The following is a 12233-nucleotide window of genomic DNA, read 5'->3' as shown; positions in this document are numbered from 1 at the left end:
ACAACCAACGATACTTGCGATTGGTGGACCGCGAGATACCCCGTCTCGCTGCGTGACAGAGTCACCATGCCAAAGCGCATGGGCATATCCAACTGGAATCCTTGTCATAGGCATTCTGCCTCATATATGATCCCATAATGCGGGCAATATATGAGGCAATGTGTCATGTCTGAGACCACATTCCTCTCCGACGCCTTCGATCCGTCCGGGCTGATCGCGGCAGAACGACTGAGCAACATGCTGCACATCACGAGGAGTGAACTGGCGGCAACACTGGGCCTGTCGCGTGACGCCGTCTGCAAAAGCGCCCGTCTCCGCCGCCCCGCCACCCAGGCGAGGCTGCGCGACATGGTCGAGATCCTCAATCGCGTCCGGCCATGGGCCGGTTCAGCCCAGCAGGCTTTTGCCTGGTATCGATCACAACCCTTGCCCTCCTTCGGTGATCAGACTGCCGAGGCGCTCGTCCGAGAAGGACGCGCCGATGCCGTCCGGCGCTACCTGGATCGGATTGCGATCGGCGGTTACGCGTGAGGCTCAACGGACGGGTATTCCGGGCTCATAATCCCCGCTGGTCTTTCACCCCATTATCAGCCGATGGTGCGGCGCTTCATGGAGGTCGGTTCAATCCAGTCGGCACACCCGCCCTTTACACCTCACTTCGGATGGAGACAGCCTGGCTTGAAGCCCAGCAGGGTTTTCCATTCAAGCCGCAGCCTTTGACCATCTGTGCCTATGATGTCGATAGTGAGCCAGTCCTCGATCTGACCGATCCGTCCAATCTTGATAATCTCGGTTTCTCCTCCTTCGCCCTCGCCTGTCCCTGGGAAGACCTTGCCGACCAAGGCAAGACGCCGCCGTCATGGGAGCTGGCAAAGACGCTCATAACCGGCGGGATGGCTGGCATTATCGTCCCAAGCTTTGCCCCGGGAGCGACGGAAAATGACAAAAATCTCGTCTTCTGGAATTGGTCAGGCAATCCTCCCTCCCGCGTGACTGTCATTGACGACGATTTCCTTGCTCTCATATCGGCAGGACCGCGGCTTGGCGCTCGCCGTGGTGTGGGATTAACGAAGGCGGCTGACAGCCCCCTGCACGGCCCCTTCGACTGATTTTGCCCATTCTGAATCACCCGTGGCGTCGGCCAGGAGCCTCGCGCCGACCATTGCCGCAAACAGGATCTCGGCATCCTGGCCGGCTTGCGGATCAGTCGTACCGTCCGCGGCCGGCTTCATGTGATCGAGAAACTGCGCGAACAGCGTTTCCGCGCCTCTGGTGTAGGCTTGCACGCACTGCCCGGCTGCATTCTCTGTCTCGACATGCGGGGCGAACGCCAGAATGGGACAGTTCTGCTCGGCTGGTCTTTTGCGGAAATAATGATGCACGATCGCTCCGGCACCATTCTGCTGCGAGACTTTCCGCCATGAGGCCGCCGACTGCCTGAAGGCAAGTGCGAATGCCTCGGCGACCAGGGCATCCTTAGACGTGAAGTGCTTGTAAAAGCCGCCCGTCGTCATGCCGAGCGAGCCCATGATGTCGGCGACCGACACATGATCGACGCCGTGCTGGCGAAAAAGGCGGCTGGCCGCCTCGACTATGTTCGCCCGGTTCTGAATAGCCTGTTCCTGCGAGGAACGCCCCATTTCTAAACCTCTCTGCTGAAAACCAGTATCTTTGCCGTGACGTCCTGCCGCAATTCGTTGTGCTGATTGAGCGTGCGGGAACGAATAACAACAATGCCCCGATCCAGCTTGGAGCGGGATGGCCGGATGTCGATGATTTCCGTCCACACATGCAGGACATCATCCGGCCGTGTCGGGGCGGGCCAGGACAGCTCCGCGCCGGCCCCGATCAGCCCGCTGCCGAATGGCACGCTTTCGACCAGCAACCGCATGGTCACGCTCATGGTGTGCCATCCGCTGGCGGCCAGTCCGTTGAACGAGCTGTTTTCCGCTGCCGCATCGTCCAGATGGAAAGGCTGCGGATCAAATTCCGAGGCGAACGCCACGATCTTTTCCCTGTCGAGTGCGTATTCCGAACTGCGGAACTCCATGCCCACAGTCAGATCTTCGAGGTAGAGCTTCTTCCCTGTTTCAGTCATTGCAATCTCCACTGTTCTGCGTGCCCTGACCGCCACGGCGGAGAAAGCTCGCCAAAATAGATTATGCCTATTATCTATTATGACAAGGGCGACCGCGAGATGAGTCCCCTGACAAAAAAGGACGGAAGTTATGGCACCAACCTACCATCCCCGGATCACGGCGCTGCTGTGCATCGACTTCTACAACGACTTCCTGAGCGAAGGAGGAAAGCTCTGGCCGTGGGTCAAGGACATGGCGCAGGAGCTGAACCTGCTCGACAACCTGCGCACGATCGTCGCCACGGCCCGCGAAGCGGGCATCAAGGTGTACCATGTTCCCCATCACCGATGGGAACCGGGCGACTACGAAAACTGGAAGTATCCTTCGCCCTACCAGCTCGGCGCCGGCAAGCGCCAGGCGTTCGCCAAAGGTACATGGGGCGGCACCTTCCATGACGATTTTCAGGTGCAACCCGGCGATGTCGTTGCAACCGAACATTGGGCATCGAGCGGCTTCCCGAACACCGATCTGGAACATCAGCTCAAGCGGTACGGCAAGGAGAAGATCATCTGCGTGGGCCTGCTGGCAAACACCTGCCTTGAGGCAACAGCCCGGATCGGAATGGAACTCGGCTTCCATGTCACACTGGTCCGCGATGCCACGGCCGCGCGGACTTCCGAAGCCTATAACGCGGCCCTCAATATCGACGGCCCGACATACGCTCACGAAATCCTGACAACGGCCGAACTGGTGGATGCCATCAAGGCATCGGCCGCAACGGCCTGAACGGCAGACCTGAAGCCGGCGGGCCTGCGGAACGCAAGCGCGCCGGTGAAGGCTGCTCAGGGATCCAGCGCCGCAGAATGACGGATGCATTGACGCCGCCAAAGCCGAACCCGTTCGAGATGGCGTAATCGAAGCTCGCCGGCCGGGCCTCGGGGCCCACCAGGTTCAGCCCGGCCGAGAGCGGGTCCCGATCATGCAGGTTCAGGGTCGGCGGAGCGATCTGGTCGCGCAGCGCGAGGGCTGTAAAGATCGCCTCGATCCCGCCAGCAGCACCCAGGAGATGGCCCGTCGCGGATTTGGTAGCACTGATGATCGGGCCATTATGCTCCCCGAACACGGAACGGATGGCCGCCAGTTTGCCACGATCACCAACCTGCGTCGATGTAGCGTGCGCGTTGACGTGGCCGACCGCCTCGGGCGCGATACCCGCTTGATGCAGCGCCGCGCGCATGGCGCGCGCCGCGCCCGATCCGTCTTCCGGACCTGCGGTCAGGTGGTAGGCATCCGCACTGGTGCCGTAGCCAACCAGCTCGGCAATTGGGACGGCACCACGAGCAAGGGCATGATCGAGGCTTTCGACCACGAGGATGCCCGCGCCTTCTCCCATGACGAAGCCGTCCCGGCCCTGATCGAAGGGACGCGATGCCCGCTCGGGCGTGTCATTGTAGCCCGTGGAAAGCGCGCGGGCACCAGAAAAACTGCTCAATCTTGCCATATTCGCAGTCGTGGCAGGAGCTTTCGCCATCGGATCAGCATCGCCTGCGGTGATCATGATCGGTGTCGCGATATGGGGCCTGACATTCGGCGGGGCCGCGACGTTGCTCCAGACGGAGCTCGCCGATGCGGCCGGGAATGGCGTGGACGTCGCGCTGTCGATGAATGTCGTCGCCTGGAACAGTGCCATAGCCGGCGGGGGCCTTCTGGGCGGCGCGCTGCTCGACACATGGGGTGCAGCGTCATTCCCCTGGGCTGTGACGGGGCTCGCTGCTGCTGGATTCCTGATCGCATGGCAAGCCCGGTCCCACGGATTTCGACCTGGCCACCGGCTAGGGCATGGGGGCGAGAACTAAGAATTCGATGGAGACGGGTTGTGGAATTACCGCGCGGTTTCGGTAAGGATAACCTAATTTATGCCAATGATGGTTTGTGTCAGAGGATTTTTACTCATCACCCGAATCGGTGACGGGATCTTGTCTGATCGTGAATTGGGGGCACCCGAGAATGTCCGCTTTCAAGAATATAGGGATAAGCACTTTATGTCCGACATGAGGCGTATCTTGCCGGTCTGCTATGTCTGCCAAGCTGCCCGCATTTCCCTTTGTTCCTGCCAAGTGCGGACTAGCGGCATATTTTCACAACTCACACGACGATGCTTCCGACAATGTGGGGAACGACAACGCCTCCAACCCAGATCTCCCCGTCTGACTGCTCCACAAATACGCGCCCCGCTCTCCCTAATGCGGCGCCCTGGCTGGCTACATAGCGCGTCGGCGCGAGGCCACTTTCTATCAACCATTGGGCAATCCCCGCGTTCAGGCTTCCCGTAACCGGATCTTCCCAGCCCTGTTCTTCTCCTACAAACGCCCGTATCTCGAACTGGGCGTCTGCCCCATCGGATACGGGGTTCCATGCTCCGACAACGCCAACCATCAATCCCCGCAACAGATTCCATTCTGGCCGAATAGCGAGAACGTCGTCACGACCACGCAGCCGCAGGACCATCCAGCCGGGACCGTTATCCGCCCATTGCGCATCCAGAATGTCGGCCGACATCAGACGCAAGCCCTCAAGGGCGTGTCTCAGGTCGTTCTGACCGACGGGGCCTGAGCGATGCCTCGGCGGTGCGGAGAAGGCCAGTCGGCCTTCATGCCTGCGAACCGGGACAAGACCAGCACCGCATTCCTGCACGATGACGCCAGATTTTGAAGCGCCACCCAAAGAATGCCAAACGTACGCACTTCCAAGAGTCGGATGGCCGGCAAAAGGAAGTTCTGTTTTTGGTGTGAAGATTCGCACACGATAGTCGGCATCTGGATGCGTCGGCCTGAGAAGAAAGGTCGTCTCGCTGAGATTGGTCCAGTTCGCGATCTGCGCCATCTGCGCGTCGGATAATTCATCCGCCCCGACGACCACGGCGAGCGGATTCCCTCGAAAGGGTTCGGCGGCAAACACGTCGACCTGCCGGAAAGTTAGTTCCATTGTCAGAGTTCCTTCGCCCGGGCGGCCCCACGAGCGGCCATATTTATGGTATCGAAGAACTTAATCCCGAGTTCGACCGCACGCCCGATGATCGACCGACTTTCGGCTTCGCCAAGCGTCCATGGGTGGTCACCAGCATTCGGTTCCCCAAAAGTCATGCAGCTCAGACAAAGACGGGAAATATCCATTTCTGTCGAGCCACGTTTTACATAATCCATGTCGTTGCTCCTGATGATCCAGTCAGCTCACTGCCTTCTGCAGGGCGCGACCATTGCCAATGCTCACGGCAAGAAACGCTGCGATCACGCCGGCGGCCCCCGCCAGAACAAGCATGTCCTGATAGCTCCCCTGCGCCTGTCGCAGCACGCCCGCGAGAGACGCGGCACAGGCAGCCCCGATCTGATGCCCGAACACGATCCAGCCAAACACGATCGGAGCAGACCGATCCCCAAACGCCATGTTGGACAGACGTAGGGTCGGCGGTACCGTCGCGATCCAGTCGAGACCATAGAAAATCCCGAAAATCGTCAGGCTTCCAGGCGAAAAATTAATGAATGGCAACGCAATCAGCGAGAGTCCTCGCAATCCGTAATAGGAAAACAGTAGCCAGCGCGCATCCAGCCGGTCGGTCAGCCAGCCGGACAGCGTGGTACCAACAAGATCGAACATCCCCATCATGGCAAGATATCCCGCCGCCGGAACCTCCTCGATGCCATGGTCGGCGCAGATCGCGATGAAGTGCGTGCCAATCAGTCCATTCGTGGTGAAGCCGCAGACAAAAAAGGTGGCGAACAGAAACCAGAAGTCGCGTTTCCGCGCGGCCGCCAGCAGGGCCGTTATGGCCGTGCGTAAAGGGTTCTGGTCCGTATACCGCAGCGGTTCATGATCCGGCTCCGCTCCATGCGGCACCAGTCCACGATTAGCCGGATGTTCGGGCAGGAAAAGGGCCACAAGGGGTACCAGTATCAGGGTGGTGGAAGCTACAGCCATGACAGGCGCCTGCCATCCGAAACGATGGGCAAGTGCAGCAAGACCCGGCAGGAAAAGCAATGAACCTGTTGCCGTGCTGGCGGCCAGCAGGCCCATGATCGTGCCGCGTCGAGACACGAACCAGCGGTTCACCACAGTGGCGCCCAGCACCATCGCCACCGCACCCGTGCCGAAGCCCGTCAGCACACCCCAGGTCAGGAAGAACTGCCAGGGCTGCGTCATGCCCAGTGACAGCAATGCCGACAGGCCAATCAGCAACAGCGCGCCGATCAAGATGCGACGAATACCGAATTTCTGCATGAGAGCGGCGGAAAACGGTCCGACAAGGCCATAAAGAAAGATCCCCACGGCAGCGGAGATGGAAATGCTGCTGCGGCTCCAGCCTAGGGCGTCCTGCAGCGGCATCATCAACACGCCGGGCGTGGAGCGGACACCGGCGGAAACCAGCAGCGAGAGAAAGGTGAGTCCCACCACCAGCACGAAGACGTGCGGGTGCTGTGTTCTCTTGTTTCGGGGTATCGAAGGCTTCATATTACTGACCGGTAAGTTCCGTTATCCCGATCCTAGGTACCGATCGGTAACATCGTCAAGCTGCGAGTTCAGGAATGTCGTCTCACAAAACTGTTTCCCGCCCCTGCGCTGCCGATAAAATCCGCAGTTCGGCGCGCGATCTGTTCTACAATCAGGGTATTCGTGCCGTTGGTGTGGATGAGATCGTACAAAGAGCGGGTGTCACCAAGCCTTCCCTCTATCGCGCTTTTGACTCCAAGGATGGGCTGACGGCCGCGTATCTGGCTGACTATCAGCAGACGTTCTGGGACCGGATTGACGCGATCTGCCACGATCATCCAGATGATCCCCGCGCACAACTTCTCGCCTATTTCGATGACCTGGCGCGGCGGGCGGCTCAACCAGGCTATCGCGGTTGCGCACTGACCAACGCGATCATCGAGTATCCGGAACCGGAACAACCCGTAAGGCAAGAAGCTGCACGCCTGAAACAGGAGATCCGTGAGTGGGTCAGGAAGAAAGTCTGCACCCTGCCCATAGACGATCCCGACCTGGTGACCGATGGCCTGATCCTGTTGATGGAAGGCACCTATACCGGCGGACAGGTCTTTCTCTCTCCCGGACCCGCGGCACAGGCCGGGAAACTGGCACGGCTGCTGCTTGATACTCCACACCAGAGTTGACCGGAAAATGTAGGAGACATCCGTTGAATCTATGTAAGATCTTGACGCACCGAGGGAAGACCTAAGATTACTGAGGAACGAACAGAAACTGTCGATCAACAATGTCTCAATTGCCGCTCTTCTCGTACCGGTTCTCATCTCGCTTGTATCTGTAGTGCGATCACACCGGCGACAGACAAGAGAGCGAAATGGTGTTTCATCCCTGGATCGTCACTCTCATGCCTGGTCGGAGGTTGCAGTGGATTGGCTGCCGTTGGGGGGTGCCCAGATTGGCGACCGGGACGCATGATTTCGAGATCACGCAAACTGGCCATGGAACATTGTTCCGCCAGAGCGAAGCGTTCGCCGGGGTTCTGCTCTGGTTCTATGACGTTGAGACGGTTCGGGCCGAATTCATCAAAATGAACCAGGCCCTGAAATCCCGCGTCGAAGCGCCGTGAAATCGACCAGAGTTTCCCGACAGTATGAGGGAGAGGGAAATCTGAATCACAGGTCGGCTTTTCCACCTCGGCAGAGCTTCAGTCTGTCTATAAGCCAACGGCCGGCAGGTCCAGGCGGCTCGGCCGTGGGATAAACGACCGTCATGGGCATGTCGGCTCCGCCCTGGGAGATGTTCTCGACGCGGAGTTCGACCAGCCGACCGCTTTCGATATCGGCCCGAACGGTGTGGAACGGCATCCCGCCCCAGCCCAGGCCACCCAGAAGGAAATGGTGCTTCGCATAGAGATCGGCGAGCCTCCATGTCAGCGGAGACATCACGCCGCGTTCCTTGCCAGCGGACAGTTCGGTCCGGTCGGTCAGCACGAGCTGGACGTGGCGCGCCAGTTCTTCCTTGGGAATAACGCCGTCAATCTGCGCCAGCGGATGGTCGCGGGACGCCACCATCATGAAATGGATGCCCCCCAAAGCTTCGCTGGACAGGGAGGCGGGAAGATCGGGAAGGGGGCCTGCAATGCCGATGCTGGCTCGCCCATCGAGAAGCGGCTGAAACACGCCGCCAAGGGCCTCGACATACAACCGCAGGGGTGTATGCGGAAATGTCTCGCGGAACTCGGTCGCCACGGCTGTCACGCGGTCCATCGGGAAGAACACGTCGACCACAACTGACAGTTCGGGTTCCAGTCCCGACGACATGCCCTTCGCCCGTGCCTTCATGAAATCCACATTCGCGACCACGCCGCGCGCATCGGCCAGCAGCACCCGGCCAGCGGCCGTCAATTGCGGGTAGCGGCTCGTCCGGTCGAACAGCACGATCCCCATCTGCGCCTCAAGGGTGGCGATCATTTCACTGACCGCCGATTGCGACCGGTGCAGCATCCGGGCCGCCGCCGAGAAGCTGCCCTCATCACTGGCCGCAATGAATGTGCGCAGCTGATCCAGTGATACGCCATCCAGCATAGGGCCTCCTCGATCCATCGGTCCTGCCGGTATTATATATCGGAATATAGCGCCTTTATAGATGGATCTATCCATGAGAAACGCTGACCCATGTTCAGGGCAATCAGAAACCTCTTCTCAGGGCGCCACAGAGAGTCCCTGTCCCCTTCCTCTACGGAGAAGACCACGATGAAGATCCTGCATATCGATTCCAGTATTCTCGGAGATTATTCGGTCAGCCGCCAGCTTTCGGCCGAAACCGTCGCGCGGCAGAAGGCCGGGCACCCGGACGCCACCATCACCTATCGGGATCTCGCTGCCGATCCCGTGCCCTACCTGACCGGAGCGCATATGGCGGCCTTCCAGGGGGCGCCGGTAACGGATGCCGCGCTCGCCGACGATCTGGCGATCGGGAACGGCTATATCGATGACCTCCTGGCAGCCGACATCGTCGTCATCGGCGCGCCGATGTATAATTTCTCCCTTCCCGCCCAGCTCAAATCCTGGATCGACCGCGTGGTCGTCGCGGGCAAGACGTTCCAGTACGGGGCGGCCGGCCCCGAGGGTCTGCTTCCGAAGGGCAAGAAGGCGTTCCTCATCTCGACCCGTGGCGGGGTCTATACCGGGGACAGCCCGGCTGCCGCCCTGGATCATCAGGAAAAATATCTCGGCGCGGTCCTGGCGTTCATCGGCCTGACGGATGTCACCTGGATCCGCGCCGAAGGACTGGCGCTGGGGCAGGACGCAAAAGACGCCGCCATCGTGCAGGCCCAGGGCGAGATCGTCGGTCTTCCGGTCTAAAAATCCGTTTATCCCACAGGAATACTCTTCATGATCAAAGCTCATGTCGCCACGTCTGCCCTGATGGCGGCGGTCGTCTTCGGTGCGGTTTCACAGGCGTCCGCCCAGCAGGTTGCCAGCCCTGATCCGTCGGCAGTGAAGGCTGGCACCTACAAGGTCGAGCCCTATCACACGCAGGTCGGCTTCACCCTCTCGCATCTGGGATTCAGCAACTTCTCCGGTTTTTTCACGGGAGCATCCGGTTCGCTTACGATTGATCCCGCCCATCTTTCGGCCAGCAGCCTCGATGTCACGATTCCGGTGCAGTCGGTCGACACCACGGTGCCGAAGCTGGATGGCGAGTTGAAGGGCGCGCAATGGTTCGATGCCGACCAGTTCCCCAACGCGACGTTCAAATCCACCCGCATTGTCCGGACCGGGGCGAACACCGCGAACATCACCGGCGACCTGACCCTGCACGGCGTGAAACATCCGGTCACGCTCAAGGCCCGTCTGGTCGGCAGCGGGACCAACCCGCTCGACAAGATGTTCACCGTGGGCTTTGAAGCGACCGGCACGATTGCCCGCAGCCAGTTTGGCGTGAAGCAGTACGTGCCGCTTGTGGGTGACACCGTGACGCTGACGATCGCCGGCGCGTTCGAGCTTCAGCAGTAAACCGATAGCAGCGCTGCCATGTGTTGCCCACCACACATGGTGGCGACTTGAACCCAGGTGCCGGAAGGATACACGCGGTCAGGCCAGCGTGCTCGAAATAGCGCACCTTGTGCCTCGGCATCGTCGGATAGCCCGAGACTGGCACAAGTTCGTCGGCAGACAGCAACTGCATCATCGATCCGCTCTCATTTCATTGAGCAATACGCTCCCCGCCACAGAACAGGATCTGGTTGTCCCGGCGCGCGATGGCGATCAGCGTCTGGTTCATCAGCTCCGCGAGGCGGTAAGCCCGATATGTCGGTGCGGAAACGGCGGCGACAATGGCAATACCCGCCCGCAGGGTCTTGAGCGCCATCTCGAATGAATAGCGGCTGGTCAGCAGGCAGAACCCTGTCTGCATCGCAGAACCATTCCGCAGGCGCGCTCCGATCAGTTTGTCCAGAGCGTTATGCCGACCGACATCTTCCCGAATCATCTGAATGTGCCCATCGCCATCCGCCCATGCCGCCGCATGTGCCATGCGCGTCACGGCATTGAGTTCCTGCCATCTATCGAGATCGTTCAATGCCTTGCGTAGCGCGCCCACCGTGATCGTCTGCGTCAGTGGAAGCGCACGGGCGCCGACCGTCTCCACGGCAGGGACGTCTTCACTGCCGCAAAGCCCGCAGCTCGTATGCCCGGTCTGAGCCCGTGGACGGCGTTTGAGCAGGGCGCTCAGGCACTCCCCGGTGAGTGTGACGTCCATTGCAAGACCGTCATCCTCCTGCGTGACCACGACGGCGCGTATCTGTTCGGCAGAGCGGATGATCTTTTCCGTCAGACAGTAGCCATACGCGAAGTCCTCCAGATGATCGGGCGTCATCATCATGACACCGTGCGGAAAGATTCCGTTGAAGGCCAGCTTTACGGGCACCTCGTTCGCGACGTTCAGAACAAGGTCCGTCTCCGGCTGCCCAAGGGGCGTCACCGTCAAAGCACGAAACAACGCATCCATGGACATGGACTCTCCCTCGGTCTGGCTAATGCCGGTACCGGACCGCCCCGGCTACTATTATTCACTACGAAGACAGGCGAGCCAGCAGACCTTCTTACCGGCATAGTGCTCCAGCTTCAGATCGGCACGCGCTGAGCGCTGCATGCCGATGCGGAGCGGCAACGCAGATCCACACCGCGATGTCGCCCCACCGGCAGATAACCACTGCGATGCGCAGCCAAGACATCCATAATGTCGAAACGCGCCAGCGCCTCGTCGGGGATCGTCTGCCCCTCGGTCACGGCCAGCAGAGCATATGCCTCGTACGCGATCCCCAGGGCGGACGGCCGTCACTGGTCTGCCGGACCCAGCCTTCGAAACTGCCGAAGCCCCTCGCTTCCGCCCGCAGCAGACAGGTGCGCAGCGCGAACCCATATTGCGCGCAACTCGTCACAGAGCGCGGTCACCGTCAGGGCGGCCGTTTCCCGTGTCTCGGTGCGCTGACCGGTCGCGCCGGAAAGCTGCGCGAAATATTCCAATTCTATCCGCGGCATTTATGCTCCTGCCCTGCTCCATCCCGAGCGCCGGCAAGCCTCGCCATGGCGCGCGTGCGGTCCGCCGGGGTATTGATATTGTCCAGCGCGCCGGGCGTATGAGGCGGCAAGATCTTCCCCACTCCGGCCAGGATCGTGCGCAAACTCCCCCTGCCGTGCGAAATCTCCCTGCGAAGGGTTTCCAGCGCTCCCGGTTCCCAGATCGCGCAGAGCGGCTCCGGTTCGCCGTCATGTTCACTGCGGAAGGCGACGGCCGAGCAATCATCTCCGCGAGCCTGGGTCAGGGCATCGAGCGTGAGGCCGTCCAGCAACGGCAGGTCGCAGGCAAGGACCAGCCACGCCACGTCCGGACAGGCGGCATGGGCAGCCAGCAGCCCGGCGGCGGGCCCGATCGAGGCAAGCGTATCCACGATACACGGCAACGCACGGCGAAGGGGATCATCCATCTGGTCGACACGCAGGGACACGAAGGACCGCGTCACACGCGGAGTAAGGAGAGCGAACGCGCGGGCGAGCTGAGGATGCCCGTCATAGGATAAAGCCGCCTTGTCCTGCCCCATGCGGCGGCTAGCGCCCCCAGCAAGCACTAGACCGTAAAGCGGGACTGTCACGGAACTTGCACCATGCG

The 12233-nt window shown here is 60.6% G+C and carries 17 protein-coding genes and 1 pseudogene; 8 read left to right on the top strand and 10 right to left on the bottom strand.

From position 1 onward, the window contains the following. Positions 1-165: 165 nt before the first annotated feature. On the top strand, positions 166-531 hold the full coding sequence (locus tag ACMAUO_RS18955) for an antitoxin Xre/MbcA/ParS toxin-binding domain-containing protein (RefSeq protein WP_420358462.1): 366 nt from the start codon (positions 166-168) through the stop codon (positions 529-531). Then, complete coding sequence (locus ACMAUO_RS18950; RefSeq protein WP_420358461.1) at positions 528-1109, top strand: RES family NAD+ phosphorylase; 582 nt, start codon at positions 528-530, stop codon at positions 1107-1109. Before ACMAUO_RS18955 ends, ACMAUO_RS18950 begins: the two co-directional genes overlap by 4 nt. Here ACMAUO_RS18950 and ACMAUO_RS18945 read toward each other — a convergent pair. Beyond that, positions 1065-1640: a TetR/AcrR family transcriptional regulator gene (locus ACMAUO_RS18945; protein ID WP_420358460.1), complete on the bottom strand. Its 576-nt coding sequence runs from the start codon at positions 1638-1640 to the stop codon at positions 1065-1067. The genes ACMAUO_RS18950 and ACMAUO_RS18945 overlap by 45 nt on opposite strands. A 2-nt stretch (positions 1641-1642) precedes the next feature. Next, positions 1643-2098, bottom strand: coding sequence for a MaoC family dehydratase (locus tag ACMAUO_RS18940; protein WP_420358459.1), 456 nt, complete (start codon positions 2096-2098; stop codon positions 1643-1645). Positions 2099-2228: 130 nt separating this feature from the next. On the opposite strand from ACMAUO_RS18940, the gene ACMAUO_RS18935 reads away from it, so the two are divergent. Beyond that, on the top strand, positions 2229-2864 hold the full coding sequence (locus ACMAUO_RS18935; protein ID WP_420358458.1) for a cysteine hydrolase family protein: 636 nt from the start codon (positions 2229-2231) through the stop codon (positions 2862-2864). Here the strand turns inward: ACMAUO_RS18935 and ACMAUO_RS18930 are convergent. Next, positions 2839-3579: a beta-ketoacyl synthase N-terminal-like domain-containing protein gene (locus ACMAUO_RS18930; RefSeq protein ID WP_420358457.1), complete on the bottom strand. Its 741-nt coding sequence runs from the start codon at positions 3577-3579 to the stop codon at positions 2839-2841. The two genes, ACMAUO_RS18935 and ACMAUO_RS18930, sit on opposite strands and share 26 nt — an antisense overlap. Between ACMAUO_RS18930 and ACMAUO_RS18925 the strand changes: the two are divergent. After that, positions 3563-3934, top strand: a pseudogene (locus ACMAUO_RS18925) (MFS transporter); the annotation flags it as partial. The gene ACMAUO_RS18930 and the pseudogene ACMAUO_RS18925 overlap by 17 nt on opposite strands. Positions 3935-4223: 289 nt before the next feature. Here ACMAUO_RS18925 and ACMAUO_RS18920 read toward each other — a convergent pair. The 3 genes from ACMAUO_RS18920 to ACMAUO_RS18910 are packed head-to-tail and all read right to left on the bottom strand — an operon-like array spanning position 4224 to position 6584. Further along, on the bottom strand, positions 4224-5063 hold the full coding sequence (locus tag ACMAUO_RS18920; protein WP_420358456.1) for a PhzF family phenazine biosynthesis protein: 840 nt from the start codon (positions 5061-5063) through the stop codon (positions 4224-4226). Between the two features lie 2 nt (positions 5064-5065). Next, the gene (locus ACMAUO_RS18915) at positions 5066-5281 is read right to left on the bottom strand and encodes an aldo-keto reductase family protein (protein ID WP_420358455.1); all 216 of its coding nucleotides are present in this window, start codon (positions 5279-5281) and stop codon (positions 5066-5068) included. A 22-nt stretch (positions 5282-5303) separates the two neighbouring features. Then, positions 5304-6584 carry an MFS transporter gene (locus ACMAUO_RS18910; protein WP_420358454.1) on the bottom strand — a complete coding sequence of 427 codons (1281 nt, stop codon included), beginning with the start codon at positions 6582-6584 and terminating at the stop codon, positions 5304-5306. A 74-nt stretch (positions 6585-6658) separates the two neighbouring features. Between ACMAUO_RS18910 and ACMAUO_RS18905 the strand changes: the two genes are divergently transcribed. Together ACMAUO_RS18905 and ACMAUO_RS18900 are read left to right on the top strand one after the other, a co-directional pair. Beyond that, positions 6659-7246 carry a TetR/AcrR family transcriptional regulator gene (locus ACMAUO_RS18905; RefSeq protein WP_420358453.1) on the top strand — a complete coding sequence of 196 codons (588 nt, stop codon included), beginning with the start codon at positions 6659-6661 and terminating at the stop codon, positions 7244-7246. A 188-nt stretch (positions 7247-7434) separates the two neighbouring features. Then, on the top strand, positions 7435-7686 hold the full coding sequence (locus ACMAUO_RS18900) for a hypothetical protein (protein WP_420358452.1): 252 nt from the start codon (positions 7435-7437) through the stop codon (positions 7684-7686). Positions 7687-7732: 46 nt separating this feature from the next. Here ACMAUO_RS18900 and ACMAUO_RS18895 read toward each other — a convergent pair whose 3' ends face one another. Continuing rightward, complete coding sequence (locus ACMAUO_RS18895) at positions 7733-8644, bottom strand: LysR family transcriptional regulator (RefSeq protein ID WP_420358451.1); 912 nt, start codon at positions 8642-8644, stop codon at positions 7733-7735. Between the two features lie 168 nt (positions 8645-8812). Between ACMAUO_RS18895 and ACMAUO_RS18890 the strand changes: the two genes are divergently transcribed. Together ACMAUO_RS18890 and ACMAUO_RS18885 are read left to right on the top strand one after the other, a co-directional pair. Beyond that, the gene (locus ACMAUO_RS18890) at positions 8813-9424 is read left to right on the top strand and encodes an FMN-dependent NADH-azoreductase (protein ID WP_420358450.1); all 612 of its coding nucleotides are present in this window, start codon (positions 8813-8815) and stop codon (positions 9422-9424) included. 30 nt (positions 9425-9454) lie between these two features. After that, complete coding sequence (locus ACMAUO_RS18885; protein ID WP_420358449.1) at positions 9455-10078, top strand: YceI family protein; 624 nt, start codon at positions 9455-9457, stop codon at positions 10076-10078. A 190-nt stretch (positions 10079-10268) separates the two neighbouring features. Here the strand turns inward: ACMAUO_RS18885 and fdhD are convergent, their stop codons facing one another. The 3 genes from fdhD to ACMAUO_RS18870 all read right to left on the bottom strand — a co-directional run bounded on the left by fdhD (position 10269) and on the right by ACMAUO_RS18870 (position 12192). After that, entirely contained in the window at positions 10269-11072 is an 804-nt protein-coding gene (gene fdhD, locus ACMAUO_RS18880; RefSeq protein WP_420358664.1) for a formate dehydrogenase accessory sulfurtransferase FdhD, read from the bottom strand. Positions 11073-11188: 116 nt separating this feature from the next. Beyond that, complete coding sequence (locus tag ACMAUO_RS18875) at positions 11189-11353, bottom strand: hypothetical protein (RefSeq protein ID WP_420358448.1); 165 nt, start codon at positions 11351-11353, stop codon at positions 11189-11191. Positions 11354-11592: 239 nt separating this feature from the next. Continuing rightward, a complete protein-coding gene (locus ACMAUO_RS18870) occupies positions 11593-12192 on the bottom strand; it encodes an NTP transferase domain-containing protein (protein WP_420358663.1) in 600 nt (199 codons plus the stop codon). Between the last annotated feature and the right edge of the window lie 41 nt (positions 12193-12233).

Origin of the sequence: Gluconacetobacter brunescens (assembly GCF_048695475.1) — a bacterium.
Taxonomy (GTDB): domain Bacteria; phylum Pseudomonadota; class Alphaproteobacteria; order Acetobacterales; family Acetobacteraceae; genus Gluconacetobacter.
Note: the sequence above shows the minus strand (reverse complement) of the source record. Positions and strands in the feature narration are given on the sequence as shown.